At 43.7% G+C, this 16889-nt stretch carries 16 protein-coding genes; 12 read left to right on the top strand and 4 right to left on the bottom strand.

From position 1 onward, the window contains the following. The first annotated feature begins 44 nt into the window (after positions 1 to 44). Positions 45 to 797: a (S)-benzoin forming benzil reductase gene (locus ACTSEZ_RS10690; protein WP_369734215.1), complete on the top strand. Its 753-nt coding sequence runs from the start codon at positions 45 to 47 to the stop codon at positions 795 to 797. Positions 798 to 946: 149 nt separating this feature from the next. Then, entirely contained in the window at positions 947 to 1336 is a 390-nt protein-coding gene (locus ACTSEZ_RS10685; protein WP_369734214.1) for a hypothetical protein, read from the top strand. Positions 1337 to 1600: 264 nt separating this feature from the next. Here ACTSEZ_RS10685 and ACTSEZ_RS10680 read toward each other — a convergent pair whose 3' ends face one another. Then, complete coding sequence (locus ACTSEZ_RS10680) at positions 1601 to 2074, bottom strand: helix-turn-helix domain-containing protein (protein ID WP_369734213.1); 474 nt, start codon at positions 2072 to 2074, stop codon at positions 1601 to 1603. A gap of 186 nt (positions 2075 to 2260) precedes the next feature. Here ACTSEZ_RS10680 and ACTSEZ_RS10675 point away from each other — a divergent pair, with 186 nt between their 5' ends. Next, entirely contained in the window at positions 2261 to 2794 is a 534-nt protein-coding gene (locus ACTSEZ_RS10675) for an HD domain-containing protein (RefSeq protein WP_369734212.1), read from the top strand. Between the two features lie 69 nt (positions 2795 to 2863). Here the strand turns inward: ACTSEZ_RS10675 and ACTSEZ_RS10670 are convergent, their stop codons facing one another. After that, entirely contained in the window at positions 2864 to 4369 is a 1506-nt protein-coding gene (locus tag ACTSEZ_RS10670; RefSeq protein WP_369734211.1) for an esterase/lipase family protein, read from the bottom strand. A gap of 183 nt (positions 4370 to 4552) precedes the next feature. Here ACTSEZ_RS10670 and ACTSEZ_RS10665 point away from each other — a divergent pair, with 183 nt between their 5' ends. Then, the gene (locus ACTSEZ_RS10665) at positions 4553 to 4774 is read left to right on the top strand and encodes a YuzF family protein (RefSeq protein ID WP_369734210.1); all 222 of its coding nucleotides are present in this window, start codon (positions 4553 to 4555) and stop codon (positions 4772 to 4774) included. Positions 4775 to 4845: 71 nt separating this feature from the next. Here the strand turns inward: ACTSEZ_RS10665 and ACTSEZ_RS10660 are convergent, their stop codons facing one another. Continuing rightward, complete coding sequence (locus ACTSEZ_RS10660) at positions 4846 to 5400, bottom strand: TVP38/TMEM64 family protein (protein ID WP_369734209.1); 555 nt, start codon at positions 5398 to 5400, stop codon at positions 4846 to 4848. Positions 5401 to 5752: 352 nt separating this feature from the next. On the opposite strand from ACTSEZ_RS10660, the gene ACTSEZ_RS10655 reads away from it, so the two are divergent. From ACTSEZ_RS10655 to ACTSEZ_RS10630, 6 genes are all read left to right on the top strand, one after another. Then, positions 5753 to 6166 (top strand): MerR family transcriptional regulator, encoded by a 414-nt coding sequence (locus ACTSEZ_RS10655; RefSeq protein ID WP_029284081.1) that lies wholly within the window; start codon positions 5753 to 5755, stop codon positions 6164 to 6166. An 83-nt stretch (positions 6167 to 6249) separates the two neighbouring features. Further along, positions 6250 to 7590 (top strand): hemolysin family protein, encoded by a 1341-nt coding sequence (locus tag ACTSEZ_RS10650; protein ID WP_369734208.1) that lies wholly within the window; start codon positions 6250 to 6252, stop codon positions 7588 to 7590. A 406-nt stretch (positions 7591 to 7996) separates the two neighbouring features. Continuing rightward, entirely contained in the window at positions 7997 to 9145 is a 1149-nt protein-coding gene (locus ACTSEZ_RS10645; RefSeq protein WP_369734475.1) for an AI-2E family transporter, read from the top strand. Between the two features lie 226 nt (positions 9146 to 9371). Next, positions 9372 to 9593, top strand: a complete 222-nt coding sequence (locus ACTSEZ_RS10640; RefSeq protein ID WP_369734207.1) for a spore germination protein — start codon at positions 9372 to 9374, stop codon at positions 9591 to 9593. 88 nt (positions 9594 to 9681) lie between these two features. Beyond that, positions 9682 to 10650 (top strand): LacI family DNA-binding transcriptional regulator, encoded by a 969-nt coding sequence (locus ACTSEZ_RS10635; RefSeq protein ID WP_369734206.1) that lies wholly within the window; start codon positions 9682 to 9684, stop codon positions 10648 to 10650. A gap of 105 nt (positions 10651 to 10755) precedes the next feature. Then, positions 10756 to 12804 (top strand): molybdopterin-dependent oxidoreductase, encoded by a 2049-nt coding sequence (locus tag ACTSEZ_RS10630; RefSeq protein WP_369734205.1) that lies wholly within the window; start codon positions 10756 to 10758, stop codon positions 12802 to 12804. 2 nt (positions 12805 to 12806) lie between these two features. Here the strand turns inward: ACTSEZ_RS10630 and hpaB are convergent, their stop codons facing one another. Beyond that, complete coding sequence (gene hpaB / locus ACTSEZ_RS10625) at positions 12807 to 14261, bottom strand: 4-hydroxyphenylacetate 3-monooxygenase, oxygenase component (protein WP_369734204.1); 1455 nt, start codon at positions 14259 to 14261, stop codon at positions 12807 to 12809. A 466-nt stretch (positions 14262 to 14727) separates the two neighbouring features. On the opposite strand from hpaB, the gene ACTSEZ_RS10620 reads away from it, so the two are divergent. Together ACTSEZ_RS10620 and ACTSEZ_RS10615 are read left to right on the top strand one after the other, a co-directional pair. Continuing rightward, on the top strand, positions 14728 to 15117 hold the full coding sequence (locus tag ACTSEZ_RS10620; RefSeq protein ID WP_369734203.1) for a YueI family protein: 390 nt from the start codon (positions 14728 to 14730) through the stop codon (positions 15115 to 15117). 462 nt (positions 15118 to 15579) lie between these two features. Further along, complete coding sequence (locus ACTSEZ_RS10615; protein ID WP_369734202.1) at positions 15580 to 16830, top strand: S8 family peptidase; 1251 nt, start codon at positions 15580 to 15582, stop codon at positions 16828 to 16830. Positions 16831 to 16889 lie beyond the last annotated feature (59 nt).

The raw sequence follows: 16889 nt of genomic DNA, 5'->3' as shown, positions 1-16889 counted from the left end.
GCAGTTTTTTGATAGAATGTAAGTAGAAAGAAAGGAGCGGGAAAATGAACACTACGATTATTACAGGAGCTTCAAGAGGACTCGGGGAAGCAATTGTCAAACAGCTTCTAGCACCCGGCCATCACATCATTTATCTCTCGCGTTCAGAAAACCATTCTCTGCGGCAGCTTGCATTTGAAAAAGACGCTGTTCTTCAATTCGTTCCGTGCGATCTGTCAAATGCTCATCAAACCGAAGCAGCGATTACGGAAGTATTTGAAAAAATCAATTGGGATGCTGCCGAACAGCTTACGCTTATTAACAATGCGGGAACGGTTTATCCAATGAAGCCTGTAGGAAAAGCGGAAGCGTCTGAAATTGAAGCGCACATTCAGCTTAATTTGACAGCTCCGATGGTTTTAAGCCATGCTTTCGCAGCGAAAACAAAAAATCTTCCCGTGAAAAAAACAGTTGTAAACATATCTTCCGGTGCAGCGAATTATTCATTGTTCGGATGGAATGCCTACTCCAGCTCAAAAGCGGGCCTTGACATGTTTACAAAATCTTTCGGTCTTGAACAGAAGCAGGAGAACCATCCTATTACCGTTCTTTCCTTCTCGCCGGGCATCATGGATACAGAGATGCAGGGGAATATTCGAAGCACAAAGCCTGAGGATTTTGCGGATGTGGCAAGGTTTCAGGAGTATCATGAAACAGGAAAGCTCAGGTCAGCGGATTTTGTTGCAGGCGTCCTTCTGAATCTGCTTGGAGAAGAGCCTGAAAACGGCAGAATTTATGATATTAAAGAATTTCTATAAGAAGCTTCGGCACTCATTCATTGAGTGCTTTTTTTATATTGAACTCTTGCAGGACACCACATTTTCACATGATTTCACACAATTTATTTATTATGGTTTTCCTTCTGCCGGACAAGATAAGACTAATCAACAAGAAGGAGTGATAAATCATGGGAAAAAGAAAGTGGCTTTTTATCTTCTCGGCCGCAGGGCTGCTCTTATTAGCAGCGCCAAATGTTCAGGCAGAAAAAGCAGAAAGCCGTCATCACCAAAAGGAAGAGTGGATTGCTGAAAGAGAAAAACTGGATGAGCAGCTGCTGGAGCTTGCGGATAAATACTCTCCCGAAACAAAGAAAGAATGGGAGGCTGTACTCAGTGAAAGAAAGAAATTAATAGATAGGATGGGAAAGAAGGGCCTGCACAAGAGACATCATCACTTCAAAGCTCAAAGGCAAAAAGAAATCGCTGAAATGAAAGATAAAGTAAAGAACGGTGAAATGACAGAAGCGCAAATGAAGGAAAAAATAAATTCGTTCAAAGCGAAAAGAGAACAATTCTGACTGAAAAGAGCTCAAGCCCGAAAACAATGGGAGGCTGCCGTCAGAAGCAATGATGGGGCAAAAATAAAAGAACTGCTCGATGCCAGACTTCAGTACATGAAAAAGCATAATGAAAAAATGAAGCAGGTGCTGGACAGCGAACCTGCCCGTTAAATGGAAAGAGGGATGCTTTTTGGCAACCCTCTTTTTTCTTTAAAAATAGTTATTATTTCTATGCCAAAATGTTTGCAGCCGCATATACTTAATAAAACGCCGGCCTTGTACTTATTGGCGCGTTTTTACGGGAGAATCACCCGTCAATTCGGCCCATTTTCTGTCCAATTCGTCTTTATCGAAAGAGGAAAACCAGCGGTAATCATCATGATCAATGATTCTGTAGTGAAAACTGATAATATTTTGCTGCATTTTATACTTGCTGCTGCTTGCAATATCCCTCCACCAGACTTTCCCTCCCATCGTCTTCTCTTTGCGGGAATGAATTTTCTGGTGGGCAACCAGCTGAACGACATCCAGAGGATCCCCGCCGATTGCGGAATGAAGGGCGGCATTGTCTCTGAAAAGGGTGCAGAGAACGACGATTGTCGCCCAGGATGCTTCCTGCCGCCCTTTTTCAATTTGCACAAGTGTTTTTTTTGATAGGCCGAGCACTTCAGCCATTTCTTCTTGTGTATAGCCGCTTTCTGTACGGATGGAAAGAATTTTGCCTGATAGTGCGGAAATCAGTTCATGCTTTTTCATAGATCCTCCCCAGCTCATCTTTTAGTGTAATTCTACACGAAGAGTCAGCCTAAATCTATCAGTAAGAGGAAGATTATGTTATGCCATGTAACAGGATTGTTGCGGCTGCATGAGTAATATGATAATGTATATAGAAATATTTTTAACGGTTCCGTTATTTTCATTATTTTTCAGGGAGGAGATTACATGCGAAATGTCACTTTGACAGAGGTTTATACCCATCCGATTGCTCAAAAATATCTGCAGCGTTCAGGCTTAGCGCATGCAATTGCAGTAACCTGTCATGCATATAAATTAGCGGTAAAGTACGGGGTGAATCCTGATTTAGCGACGAAAGCAGCCCTTCTCCATGATATTGGACATTATGAATGGTATACAGACGGAGAATGGGATTATGAAAAGTACAAAGAAAACGATATTCATGCCATTAAAGGGGCAGAACGCGCCCATAAATTGTTAATTCGCCTGGGGGAAAATCCCCAGTCTGCAAAAGAGATTGCCCTTGCGATCCTGCTTCATACAGATTCCTATCTTCCTGAAGGTTCATTGAACCAAAGCACCCTTCAGAAAGTTGTCAGATTAGCGGATGAAATGGATGAAGAGCCGGGCGGAGGGCATCACTACCGTAAAATAAATGAAGTGACAGCGCTCAAGACCATTCAAAAGCTGGATGAAAAAATTGACCGGCTGCCGAATTCTTCATTAAAAGAATCCGTTTAATGTGTATTTATCCTGCTGTTTTCATCAGCAGAAAAAAATCCACCAATGAAACTGGTGGATTTCAGCTGGTTACTGAACAAACCATTTGCCGTCAGCGTCAACATACACCGATTTAATAAATGTCCGTTCAATGATTTCTCCTTTTTGTGTTTTCCCTCGAGCTTCTACTGTAATGTTATAGAGACCTTCCTGCACTAAATGAATTCCTGCTGAAGTTTGCTGTTTTGTTTTCGTTAGTTTCTGTGAACGGATTTTCGTTTTATTTTTATAATGATCAATCGTAATAGTTGCTTCTGTTTCTTTTAGAGCCTTTGCGGAATTTGTTTTAAAAGAAATTCTCTGGTTTTGCTTTGAGAGCGGCAGCATGGAAATGGCGTCATGATTGTCAGAGCTGTAAGAGACGTGCAACAAATAGGCTTCTTTATCCTGATTCTGTGCAGTGAGCTGCCATTTTCCGCTTTCAGGAAGCGTCAGGACAGCCTGATGATGATAGGCTCCGCTGAAAATCCCATCAGCTGCCGCTGTTTTAAATGATGTGATGACCTTCTTCCCGTCAGGTGAGTGAAGAGAGAGCTTTGTTTGTTTTGAGCTGCTCAGCCAGTCAACGGTTACTTTCTTTACACCGTCTTCTGCATAGAATGACTCCTGCTTGACTCCAGAGAACTCGCCGCCTCTAATGTAGAAGGCAGAAGAGGCATCTGAAGCAGATACATCTTCGCCATTGCTTGTTGTGAAGGATGCTGTTCCTGCCGTTCTTAAATAAGGTTCAAATAGAAGAAACGTGGAGCTTCCTTTATTTACAGAGTAGTGATCCCAGCTGCCGATTTTAATCTCCCTGCCGTACCCGAGGCGTGAAGATTGTACCGTCACAGCTCCGTCATTGCTTCCATATGAACTTAAATACACCCCTCCCCAGTAAAGCGAAGATCCGAAGCTTCCCCATTTGGTGCCGCCGAACGTATATATCGGATTTTTTCTTGCATTCGCATGTGCATCTGTCTGGGTTCTGAACTGACTCATATATCCTGTCTGAAGGGAATAGACAGCGTCATTTTTGCTGCCGAGAATGCCTGAGAGCCATCCCGCCCAGCTGCTGTATGCAAGATCTGCAAGCTGTGAACCTGAGTGAGGGGTGGACAGAGTGATCAAATTGCTCACATATTGATGGGCGCCGTAATGAACCAGAGCTGATTGCGCATCAATTCCGCCTTTGCTGTGTGTGACCAGGACAAGTTTTTTACCCCCAAAATACTGGTAGATTTCGCTCAGCTTCTGTGAAAGAAGTGCACCGTTGTCCCACATGTTCTTAGTGGGATATAAATCAACAAAGGCTGTCTGATAGCCATTTGCTAAGGCAGTGCTGTACATATCATTTCCGTTCCACCACGTATTTGAAGAGCTGTTGAGTCCGTGCACAAAAACGACCGGTGATTTGGAAGTGTTTTGTGATGCCGGTGCATCGCCAACATACCACTGGCCAGGCGTACCGGTATAATCACCTCCAAAAGAGCCGGCATATGTACTTCCAGGCAAAATGAGCAGAAAAACAGCAAACAGCAGAATCCACTTTTTCAAGTTCCATCTCCTCCTTCTTTATGAAAACCTTTACAAATATATGGATGCTGTTTTCAAAAAAGAAGAAGGCCATTCAGCCTATTTTGATGCAAGTCCCGTTTTTTAATTGCGGTCAGGTTTTTGTATTAAATGGGTAAATGCCTTCATATAGTGACAATGAACATCAGAAGAGGATGTGACACGATGCAAAACCAATCACAGGTACCGCAAATGATTACAATAGTGGATCCTTATGTTTTCCAGACTCTCCAAAGCGTGCTCGGAAAAACCCTTGTCATTCAAACGGTCAGAGACAGCATCCGCGGCGTGCTGAAAGATGTAAAGCCGGATCATATCGTCCTTCAGGCCGGAGATTCAACATTCTTTATCCGCACCCAGCAAATCGTCACAATTATGCCGGATTAAGCTTGGGTCCTTTAAGGGCCTTTTTTATTTTTCATAAAAAACAAAAGCTGCAGGAAATCCCGCAGCTTTACTTAATCGTGTATTCTTTTCTTCATCCAAATTCCAGCAAGGATCAGCAGAGAGCAGATCACAAGAAAGAGCTGCACGCGCCATCCTGCATTCAAAACCTGATGCACTGCGAAGCCTTCTATCAGGATTGCCGGTATTTTCCCGAGAAAGCTGGCTGCCAGAAACGTTCCTGCGCTGACACTGCTGCAGGCAGCTGCGAGTGTGATTGCGCCTGAAGGAACAAAAGGAAAAATCCGCAGGGAAAGGATAACAAAAAAAGCGTCTTTCTCAGTTATGCCGGATAGCTTTTTTAATACGGAGCTGCTGTGAACAGACGTTTTCTTGCTTAAGAAGCGAAAGCCTTTCCTGTAGACATAAAAGCTTACCATGACACCAATGACTTCACCCGAGAAGGAAAGTATCAGTCCGTTGATCAGCCCGAAGAAAGAAAGGTTTGCCGCCGTAACAAATACACTTGGAACAAAGGCCAGGAGGCTGATTGCTGTATTGGCAAGAAGGCTGATAAGAAAGGCGAAAGGACCGCTTTCCTCAAGCCAAGCAAGTAAAGTATCTTTCATGATTTCACCGCTGTCTTTTAAGGTTATAAAGAATAAGTGTAATGGAAATGAGGTGGTTTTTAAAGGGATTGCGGGTGATTCGGCACATTCAGTTTTTTCAGTTTCCTTATCTGACTCCCGGAGCTAAACGGGCGATTCCGCTTTTCGTGGTGTCCAGCTCCGCCTCCCAGCCCTTCCGTCAGAACAAAATCCCCCAAAAAGTCAAACCCGGACTTTTTCGGTGATTTCTTTTCTGCCTATCGGAGCTAAACGGCTGATTCCGCATTTCAGGTAAACCAGAACGTTTGACTGTACACTTAGATTAAAAGTATAATAGATGTAACTATTTAGATTGGGGTGATAAGATGGGGCATTGTATCGAATTGGCGAGGTAGCAAAGCTTGCGAATGTTTCTAAGAGAACGATAGATTACTACACTCAAATTGGACTGCTCCATGCGGACCGTACGTCTGGGTCCAATTATCGCCTCTATTCGGAACAGGCGCTGGATGATATTCACTTCATTGAAGAATGCAAGCTCTTCAATATGTGCCTTCAGGATATTAAAGATAGACTGGAGCTGAAACGAAGCCAGACAAATGAAGAAGATAAGCTTTTGAAACAAGCTGAAATTCTTGCTTCTCATATGAAGCAGCTGGACCATGAAATAAAAGAATTAAAGCCGATATTTGATAAATTAAACGGCGAAAACCAGGAGATGATCGCGAGCCGTATTTCTCCGCAGAGAATGGCACTCATACAGTCTTTAATGGTTTTGCTTCATTAATGGTTAAAGAATTCGGCTGAACATGCATGAACTTACTATTTTAGGAGGTGACTCCTTATTCTCCACCGGGGGATAAGGGTGTTTTGGACATAGTTAACTTGATATTCGTGGCGATTTTAATTGCTTTAACAGCTTTTTTCGTTGCATCAGAATTTGCGATTGTTAAAATTCGCAGTTCACGATTGGATCAATTGATTGCAGAAGGCAAAAAAGGGGCAGTTGCTGCCAAAAGGGTAACGACGCATCTCGATGAGTACCTTTCAGCCTGTCAGCTTGGTATTACGGTTACTGCTTTAGGACTTGGGTGGCTTGGTGAACCTACGGTAGAACGTCTTTTGAGACCGGTTTTTGATAATTTCAGCATTAACGAGTCATTCTCGCACGTTCTAACGTTTGGTATTGCTTTTGCTTCCGTTACGTTTCTTCACGTTGTCATTGGAGAACTTGCTCCTAAAACGGTGGCCATTCAGAAAGCTGAAGCTGTCACATTGCTGTTTGCAACTCCTTTAATCTGGTTTTACCGTATTATGTTCCCGTTTATCTGGGTATTGAACGGATCTGCTCGTGTCATTACGGGACTTTTTGGATTAAAGCCTGCTTCTGAGCATGAGCTTGCCCATACTGAGGAAGAACTGCGCATCATTCTTTCCGAAAGTTATGAGAGCGGGGAAATCAACCAATCTGAACTGAAGTACATGAACAAAATTTTCGAATTTGACGATCGTGTCGCAAAAGAAATTATGGTGCCGCGTACAGAAATTGTAGCTGCTTCAGTAGAAAAATCGTTCCAAGAAAACCTGGAGACGATGAGTATGGAAAAATACACTCGTTATCCGGTCGTTAACGGAGACAAAGATCACGTCCTTGGCATGATTAACCTTAAGGAGATCTTTACCGATATTTTTTCACTTTCTGAAGAGGAACGGAAGAAAAGCACAATTGAGAAATATATCCGTCCTGTCATTCAGGTCATTGAGTCGATTCCGATTCATGATTTGCTTATAAAGATGCAGAAAGAACGTGTTCACATGGCGATCCTTGTCGATGAATACGGCGGAACGGCAGGCCTTGTAACGGTTGAGGACATCATTGAAGAAATCGTTGGAGAAATCCGTGATGAGTTCGACCAGGATGAAGTGCCTGAAGTGCAGAAAAAAGGCGAGGGACACTACCTTCTTGACGGCAAAGTTCTCATTTATGAAGTTAATAATCTTCTTGGCCTTGAAATTGATGATGCAGATGTTGACACAATCGGCGGATGGATGCTCACTGAGAATATCGATATTAAACAGGGTGAAAGCATAATCCTTGAAGGCTATGAATTCTTCGCAAAAGAAATGGATGGCCACTTGATCCGTGTCATCGAAATCTTTAAGCTTGAAGAAGCAGAAGAAGGAGAAGAACTGCTTGCAAAAGAGAGTTAATTCAGCCATTGAAAATCCGAACTAAGATTTAATTAGTTCGGATTTTTCCTATTTAAAGGGTTTTTTAGGCGGAATTATAATACCTATGGATGTGATGAACGCTTATTTGTAGTGCCATTCGAGGTAATGCAGCCACTTTTGCCTTTGATGAAAGCTCAATTGTGGCGTCATTCGCGGTAGTACAGCAACTTTGCCATTGATGAATCCCTCATTTATGGCGTCATTCCCCAGCTGCTGTCAATCTTTACAATCTTACATTGAACTTACAGCTTCTAAACAAATGCAGCCTATTTAATCAAACTAATTCTGACTCATAATCTTTATAAATCTTTATTTGACACCCAGTACATCACGTAGTACGTTTGAATCAAATAGGGTCTTTTTATGAGTAAAAGGAGGATGCAAACTGAACAGGTCAAAGGTTCATTTCTGGACCATCGAAATACTATTGCTGCTGCTGATCATTTATGTAAGTACAAAGGTTTCCTTTTTGTTTCAGCCGCTGATTATTTTTGCATCTACACTGTTTTTTCCCATTTTGATTGCGGGCTTTCTCTTTTTTATTTTCAGTCCGGTTGTCAGGCTGCTTGAGAAAAACAAAGTGCCCCGGGGCCTTGCGATTCTGATCCTGTACCTCATGTTTATCGGGCTCATCATGCTGGTCATGTCGACAGCGGGACCGGTTGTATCTCAGCAGATCACAGATTTATTTAAAAATTTCCCCCGGTATATTGTTGAATTCCGGCAGTTTATCATGAATCTGTCTGAATCCAGATGGTTCACCTGGATCATGACTCAGGAGTATGTCTCCATTGAGGAGACGATCTCTAAAGCAGAGAAATGGCTCGGCGATTTAACAACGTCGCTTCCTGAGAGCATTACCTCATCAGTTACAAAGGTGCTGGGGGTTGTCACGAATATCACACTTACTGTGATTACCGTCCCGTTTATTTTGTTTTATATGCTGAAAGACGGGCATAAGTTTCCCGTTACGGCTGTGAAGATCCTTCCGGTTGCCTACAGGCGGGAAGGAATGAAGATTTTTGAAGATCTCTATGACACTCTTGCTGCATACATACAGGGTCAGGTGCTTGTTTCTCTTTTTGTCGGAACGGGATGTTTTATTGGCTATACGCTGATTGGACTCGACTATGCACTTATTCTCGGGATTGTTGTGGCAATTGCCAATATTATTCCATATCTCGGGCCGTTTATTGGTGCTGCCCCTGCTGTTATCATCGCACTGCTTGATTCCCCGACAAAAGCGCTGCTTGCTGCAGTCGTTGTGACAGTGGTTCAGCAAATCGACGGCAACGTTCTTTCTCCGCTGATCATTGGAAAGAGGCTGAATACACATCCGCTTACAATCATTCTTCTGCTGATTGGCGCAGGAAGCTTTGGCGGCATACTGGGAATGATTCTTGCGGTTCCGACGTATGCAGTTTTAAAAGCCGTTCTCTTAAATGTCATCAGGCTGATTAAACTTAGAAACCGGTACAAACGGGAAACGGCACGCACAGGGCCGGTAGAAGATGAAACGAGACCTCCGGAATAACGAAAAGCGGAATCGCTCGTTTAGCTCCGGGAGCCAGATAAGAATTCGGCAGAAAAGTCCGGGTTTGACTTTTTTGTCGAATTTGTTCTGGCAGAGGAGTTGAGCGATGGAACTGGACAATACGAAAAGCGGAGCCGACTGTTTAGCCCCGGGTGTCAATACAAATTATCCCTGCATACATTGGCATAGGCAGATAAGAGTTATATACAGTAAAGGTGGAGATGTCATGCCGGCATTTGTGGGGCCGATTTTAATTCACGCGGTAAGAAGCAGCGGGGCTGTCAGTGTAGGAGATGTTTTTGCTTTATCGCCAAAGCACACGGATAAAGTGTTTTTCGGGGCAGGCGGTTTGAATACTGGAGACTTCAATGTGATAACGAGTGATAAAAATGCAACAAATCTTTTTGATTTTGATTTGATCGATCAGACAAAAGCATTTAATGGATAAGGAAGCACCCTCTTTCATGCAGAAAGAGGGTTTTCATAGTTGATGGAATTGGGTAATAATCCATATGAACAGTGGAAGAGGTGCTTACATGAATCGGTTAAATGAAATTGCAAAGCTTGCCGGTGTTTCCCGGGAGGAAGCAGCAGAAGTGCTGCATGAGTATGAATCAAACGTATCTGAGATCAGCAAAGCGAGAATTATGCAGGCTGCTGAAACTCTTCAGTATAGAGTTCCCAAGCTATCCTCAAAACCTTCGGAAAAAGAATACTCCATTGCCTTGGCTGTTTTAGATGATTCATCTGATGAACTTGAAAATCCTTTCTTTTCAGCGCTGCGAAAGTATGCGGAAGTCTATTGTCTAAAGCAGGGCATACATATTCGAGAGATTATACGCAGAGAAAATATATCTGACAGTAAAAGAATGGCAGATGTTGATGGGGTTCTTGTGATTGGCAGGGTGCAAAATGGCGACAGTGAGGCACTTGAGAAAGTGTCCCGCCAGTCAGTTGTTTTAACGGACTGGGACGGGGGGGCTGACGGTGATGTTGTCAGCATTGACCTGCATCAAATGACTGAACTGGTGATTTCCCATCTGAAGGAGATGGGACATGAAAAAATCGGGTACATTGGTGCACCAAACTGGGGAGAGACCTTAAAGGATGAGCTTATGAAAGCAGGCCTGCTCTCTGAGGAACATTTGTATTTGACAGAACCGCACGGAACAGAAGGGTACCGGATTATGAAAGAGGCATCTCAGAGCGGAAACCTGGCCGACGCCTATATTGTTCAAAGCAGCGTCATGTCGCTTGCAGCCATCACGGCTCTGAGAGAAGAGGGAAAAAGGATACCTGATGAGGTGTCGATTGTCAGCTTTTATGATGTGCCTGAAGCTCATTATTTTGCCCCATCCCTGACAACGCTTCACGTTTCTGCTGAGGAAATGGCGAAAGCTGCCTTGTCACTTCTCACGGAAAAAATGACAAATCACAGGGATACTCCGTTAAAAGTGCTTGTTCCGGCAATGATGAAAATGAGAGAATCTACTGCATCAAAATGAAAATCAGGAAGGCTGCGGACGAAATCACGGCCTTCTTTTTCCTTGATGGAAATTCAAATCTGTTTTATTCTGAATGCAATCATTTTCCAAAAAAGAGGTGTTCGCATGCATCCCTATGTCGAAAAAAAGGATGGCGTTTTTCCAAGTGTGTGTTCGCTTGACTGCCCTGATCAGTGCGGTCTCCTGGTGCACAAAAAGAACGGTAAAATTACGAAAATTGACGGTGATCCAAATCATCCTGTCACAAAGGGCAGCATCTGCAATAAAGTGCGGCACATGGCTAAACGAATTTATGATGTGAAACGTCTCGAGTATCCCCTTAAACGAACAGGAAAAAAAGGCGAAAAGCAATTTGAGCGCATTTCATGGGAAGAAGCATTGAACACCATTTCATCTAAATGGAAAAGTCTGATCGAAACGGATGGTCCTGAGAGCATTCTCCCATACAGCTTCTACGGCAATATGGGGAATTTAAGCGCTGAGGGGATGGACCGGCGCTTTTTTAACAGGCTTGGGGCGAGCAGGCTTGACCGGACAATCTGCCAGGCAGCGGGTTCTGAAGGGTATAAATACACGATGGGAGGAAGCTTCGGTATTGACCCGGAAGACACGATTCATACGAAGCTGTTTATTTTCTGGGGGATCAATGCGGTGAGCACGAACATGCACCAGATGACTATTGCTCAGAAAGCCAGGAAACAAGGCGCGAAAATCGTTGTCATCGATGTTCATAAAAACCAGACAGGCAGAATGGCAGACTGGTTTATTCCTATTTTGCCGGGAACAGACAGCGCGCTGGCACTCGGGATGATGCATATTCTCTTTAAAGAGGGGCTGACAGATGAAGATTTTCTGAGAAAATATACGATCGGCCATGAAGCTCTGCAGGAACATGTTAAACAGTACGACCCGCACACGGTCTCTGAACTGACAGGCGTTCCTGCTGAGGACCTCATAAAACTGGCGAAAATGTACGGGGAAGCCTCCCCGTCCTGTATCCGCATCGGAAACGGGCTGCAGCATCACGATAATGGCGGTATGTGTATTCGGACCATCGCCTGTTTGCCGGCGCTGACAGGCCAGTGGATGCACAGGGGCGGAGGCGCCATTAAGGGCAATTCCGGCTTTCTGTCATTTAATACAAATGCCCTCCAAAGACCGGATCTTCTTAACAATAAACAGACAAGAACCATTAATATGAACCTTATAGGTGAAGAGCTTCTTAGCGCCGATCCGCCCATTCAATCGATGTTTGTCTACGGAAGCAACCCTGCGGTTGTGGCGCCGGAATCGGGAAAAGTGAAAAAGGGACTGATGCGGGAAGACTTGTTTCTTGTCGTCCACGATCTATTCCTCACAGAGACCGCTTCTTATGCAGACATTGTGCTGCCGGCTTCATCCGCTTTTGAAAATACGGATTTCTATACCTCCTACTGGCATCACTATATTCATTTGCAGGAACCGGTTATTGAGAAATTCGGAGAGTCAAAGTCAAATGCCGAAGTGTTCCGTCTTCTTGCAGAAAAAATGGGATTCACTGAACAGGCGTTTAAAGATACAGATGCAGAGATGATCAATCAGGCGCTAAACCATACTCATAACCCCTATTTGGAAAACGTGGCATTTGATGAACTGGCTGAAAAGAAATGGATAAAGGCCAGCGTAAAACCTTTATTTCCAGGGAAGCTGAATACGCCAAGCGGGAAAATCGAGCTCTATTCAGACGCAATGGAAAAAGCCGGCTACCCGCCGCTGCCTGTGTATACTCCGCTTGTAAAAGAGAGTGAGCTTCCCTATCTTTTTGTGCCAGGGCCGAATCATAATTTTCTGAATTCCACATTCTCCAATAATCAAAAACACGTGTCGCTCGAAAAAACGCCAGTAGTCCATATAAATAAAAAGGATGCAGAAGGGGCGGGGCTTTCTGATGGAGATACGGCCATTATCTGGAACGGGCGGGGAGAGTGCGAGCTGACAGTTGCTGCCGGAGAGAATGTCCTCCCAGGCGTTTTAGTCACACAAGGGCTGTGGGCAGAGGACCCGGTAAAAAAACAGCTTGTGAATGTCCTGACGCCAGACAGGCTGTCCGATATGGGCAAAGGAGCTGTCTTCTTCTCGGGAAGAGTCGGCATAAAAAAGAAAGAACGTCCTTAGTCTTAAGGGCGTTCTTCCGCTTTTTCCAGAAAGTCTTTTACTCTGTCCATATACTGTTCTCTCGAATAGCTGCTGTAGATATTTTTAGCAAGCCTTATAGGATCTCCGAAGAAATACCGTTCATAATGGGTTTGCCTCGTTCCAAATGAACTCATTGTCAGCTCCCATGCAAGGCGGAACAGCTTTGTTTTCGTTTTTGCATCAACTGCTGCCCCCTGAAGGTACTGCTCAATATCCTTTCCGATAGGAGATGCAAAATCTTCTTCTGAAGGCAGCACCATCAGTCCGCCGGCGCCAATCTGCTGAAGGAGGCTGATATAGTGGGGATAGAGCTTTGAGAAAAGAGTAACGGCAGCGTAGAGTGCATGTGAACTTGGCGTCATCGTTCCGAAAGTGTCCACTTTTGCTTCAGCTTCAGAACGGAGAAGAAGTGCCTCCATGCTTTCAAGCCCAAGAATCATTTCAGACATTTTCAACTGAATATGTTCATAGGCAGTCACTTCAAGAGAATTGATCATCACCTGGGCAAGACCAATAAGAAACTGCAGCTTCACAACCTGTCTAGTGACGACTTGATGAAGAGCGTGCGGTGCAAAACCGCTCTGAGTGAAAAGTTTAAAAGCAATGTCCTGTCTATGATAGAAAAAGACCCGTTCCCACGGCACGAGAACATCCTCAAACACAAGCAGGGTATCCATTTCATCAAACCGGGATGAAAGAGGGTAATTAAAGGCGGATTCTCCTGAGTGAAATGGCTCGCGGCAAATAAACTTCAGTCCGGGTGTATTGGCAGGAATACTGAAGGCAAACGCATAATCATCGCTTAAATTGTTTCCGCCTGAAGGGAATATCAGCACCTCATCCGTCATTCCGCCTTCAGTTGCAAGCAGTCTTGCCCCTTTTATGACAAGGCCGTCAGCCGTTTTTTTGACGATTTTAGCTGCAATCGGCTGTCGTGTTTCTTCTGTATAATACAAAGAGCGGTTCACTTGCGGATTAATAAAGCTGTGGGTAAAAGATAAGTCCTGCTCAAGCGCCCTGCGGTACATGTTCCTTAAATTCTCAGCAAACTCCTCATCCTGGGAGCCGGCAATGGAAGCAGCAGCGGAAAGCGACATTAAGGCGGTATTCATATAGTCGGGACTTCTTCCCATCATGCCGCAGGTAGCTTTTGCCCAAGTCTCAATCATCCGCCGTCTTTTTTTTAAGTCTTCAGCCGTTTTCGGCTCCAGGTAGGACATCCCTGCCGGCTCTCCAGTAAACGGAGAAGGAAATGTCATAAAGCCGAGGTTTTCCTTCTGCACCTGTAAATCATATAGAGAAGCCTTTGTCTGCATGGCACCTTTATATACAGGGTGCATAAATAGAGGCTTCTCAATAGGCTGTCCTTTAAGCCATACATTTGGTTTTAATGCCGCCATACGCTGCAAATAATCTTTCCCTGATATCGCAGACATCCTATTCCTCCCAGCGGTTTGAAGTAGTGTGTGTGAATGTAAAATATATCCGAATAAATGAAACACTGATACAGATACTATATGCCGGCCCCGTGCTGCGGGTGTTTTTGGAAAAGGAAAGAGGCTAATGTGTGATGAAATGAAGAATTTGACCCAGAGGAAACGAAGAAAAAAAGAAGAATAGTATTTGGAAACGCTTACTTTTGTGTGAGAGTTTTAAAAAGGCCAGAGTAAGGAAAAGATGAATACCAGAATGAATTAGAGGGGGAACTACTCATGCAAGAAGCAGATTTTTTTAAAGGGATGATCTGGGCTGGTGTTTTGAGTGTACCGCTGTGGCTGTCTTTCTTCGGATGGATGAAGATTCTTCTGGCCTATTCATGGTAAGCGGGTCGCATGATTTCACGTTTACACGCAACTCTGCTAAAGTAAAATGTATAACCCAGCATAAAAGGAGACGTTCATCATGTCAGACGAGCAGATTGACCTCTACTTGAAGCAGGGGATCTACGGTACCCCTGAGACGAAACCGGAAGAAAGAAACAAATTTCTGGGCACTCTGAGAGAAAGAATTGAAGTAGCTCTTACGAATGGCCAGGTTAGACAGAAAAAAGTATACAGCGAAGCCGCAGCCGCCATCAGACTCGGAAAAGGATATAGGCTGCTGTTAAACGGATCCATTGCTTATTCAGACCTTTCAAAATATATTAAGCTTGCAAATGAAGCAGAACAGCCATTTACCATAGTAAGTGATCAGAAGGATACAAAAATAGGCCTGATTGTCGCTGCAGAACATGCCATCGACAAAGAATCCATTTTTGTTGAAGACTCTATTTATAAGAAATCTTTTTCATGAAGAGTGAAAAACCACTGGAGATATCTCCAGTGGTTTTTAAAATACCTTATACAGAATGTAAAAAATAAACAGCCATATAGGAATAGAAAGAATAATCCCGTAGAAACATCCTTTTGCAAAAGATCGGTCATTCCTCATAAATTACTCCTTGATGATGCGTCATACCCCTACTATATCTTTTGAACAGAAAAAAATTCAACAAAAAATGTCTTATTTTGTCGATTAAACTCTTCAATCTCCTTTTACGAATCGAGATTCGTAAGATCGCCAAATAAAAATTTACAATATTATGAAAATAAGGAAAAAGATATTCTTTAAAGTTAAAAAGACAGACTATTCTCATAGTTTAAAACTTGTACTTATTAGTAAATTTAGATTATTGTGAAAAGTGTTAACGTATTATATATTTAATTTACTTCGAAGTACAAAGTTATAAAAAACTAACATTTTGAGAGGGGAAATATGATGAAGTTTTCAAAAACGCTTGGAGCTGCTGCACTTAGTCTGTCTTTAAGTCTTTCATCCTTTGGAGCTGCTGCTTTTGCCGAGGCTCCAGTTAAGCAGGAGGCGCAGCAGGAGCAATTCCGTGTTGTCATTAAAGGAACAGATGCACAAAAGGTAAAGAAGACTCATAAAGTCCGCAGAGATTTCGGTGCTGCCGGCTATACTGCGACGGTCACTCAGGAGCAGCTTGAGAAACTTCAGAAAAACAGCAAGCTGAAGGTTGAAAAGGTGGCAACATTTAAAGTGGCTGCAGGCAAGCCTATTGGAACGATGGCAGTTCCAAGCACACGGACTCCGTGGGGAATTAAGGCGATTTACAACAACAGCTCGCTGACTCAGACTTCAGGCGGTGACGGCATTAAAATTGCTGTTCTGGATACTGGAGTACAGACAAGCCATATTGACCTTTCTCAAAACGCCGAGCAGTGCAAAGATTTCACTGTAGGCACAACGTATACGAACAACTCTTGTACAGACCGTAATGGACATGGAACTCACGTGGCAGGTTCAGCTCTTGCTAACGGCGGTTCAGACGGACAAGGCATTTACGGTGTAGCACCTCAGGCTGAGCTTTGGGCGTACAAAGTACTGACTGACAGCGGATCAGGCTACTCTGATGATATTGCAGCGGCCATCAGACATGCTGCTGATGAAGGAACAAGAACGGGATCCAAAGTTATTATTTCGATGTCTCTTGGTTCAAGCGGAAAAGACAGCCTTATCACAAGTGCAGTTGATTACGCATACAGCAAAGGAGCTTTAGTGATTGCTGCTGCAGGAAACTCAGGTTATGCAAATAACACAATCGGCTACCCGGGTGCTTTGACAAGTGCAGTTGCAGTTGCAGCTCTTGAAAATGTTCAGCAAAACGGGACATATCGTGTAGCAAACTTCTCATCCCGCGGAAATTCGTTAACAGATGGAGACTATGTCATCCAAGAAAGAGATGTTGAAATCTCCGCTCCAGGTGCTGCCATTGAGTCTACTTGGATCAACGGCGGCTATAACACAATCAGCGGAACTTCTATGGCTACGCCTCACGTTTCAGGTCTTGCTGCGAAAATCTGGTCTGCAAATAAAGGCCAAAGCAATGTTCAAGTACGTGCGGAACTTCAAAGACGCGCAAAACTGTATGACATCAAAGGCGGATATGGAGCGGCAACTGGTGACGACCATGCATCAGGCTTCGGATTTGCAAGAGTTCAATAATACTATAAAAAGAGCTTCCGGATTTTAGATCCGTGAAGCTCTTTTTATACAGAAAAACC

This window comes from Metabacillus mesotrionivorans (genome assembly GCF_052171315.1).
GTDB lineage: Bacteria > Bacillota > Bacilli > Bacillales > Bacillaceae > Bacillus_P.
The sequence above is the reverse complement of the archived record's forward strand: the minus strand, read 5'-3'. Positions and strand labels throughout refer to the sequence as shown.

Coding starts and splice junctions, on each gene's coding strand:
- ACTSEZ_RS10680 (WP_369734213.1), bottom strand. CDS start 2,074: ATGAAAAAGCATGAACTGATTTCCGCACTATCAGGCAAAATTCTTTCC.
- ACTSEZ_RS10675 (WP_369734212.1), top strand. CDS start 2,261: ATGCGAAATGTCACTTTGACAGAGGTTTATACCCATCCGATTGCTCAA.
- ACTSEZ_RS10640 (WP_369734207.1), top strand. CDS start 9,372: ATGCCGGCATTTGTGGGGCCGATTTTAATTCACGCGGTAAGAAGCAGC.
- ACTSEZ_RS10635 (WP_369734206.1), top strand. CDS start 9,682: ATGAATCGGTTAAATGAAATTGCAAAGCTTGCCGGTGTTTCCCGGGAG.
- ACTSEZ_RS10665 (WP_369734210.1), top strand. CDS start 4,553: ATGCAAAACCAATCACAGGTACCGCAAATGATTACAATAGTGGATCCT.
- ACTSEZ_RS10660 (WP_369734209.1), bottom strand. CDS start 5,400: ATGAAAGATACTTTACTTGCTTGGCTTGAGGAAAGCGGTCCTTTCGCC.
- ACTSEZ_RS10690 (WP_369734215.1), top strand. CDS start 45: ATGAACACTACGATTATTACAGGAGCTTCAAGAGGACTCGGGGAAGCA.
- ACTSEZ_RS10615 (WP_369734202.1), top strand. CDS start 15,580: ATGATGAAGTTTTCAAAAACGCTTGGAGCTGCTGCACTTAGTCTGTCT.
- ACTSEZ_RS10685 (WP_369734214.1), top strand. CDS start 947: ATGGGAAAAAGAAAGTGGCTTTTTATCTTCTCGGCCGCAGGGCTGCTC.
- hpaB (WP_369734204.1), bottom strand. CDS start 14,261: ATGTCTGCGATATCAGGGAAAGATTATTTGCAGCGTATGGCGGCATTA.
- ACTSEZ_RS10620 (WP_369734203.1), top strand. CDS start 14,728: ATGTCAGACGAGCAGATTGACCTCTACTTGAAGCAGGGGATCTACGGT.
- ACTSEZ_RS10630 (WP_369734205.1), top strand. CDS start 10,756: ATGCATCCCTATGTCGAAAAAAAGGATGGCGTTTTTCCAAGTGTGTGT.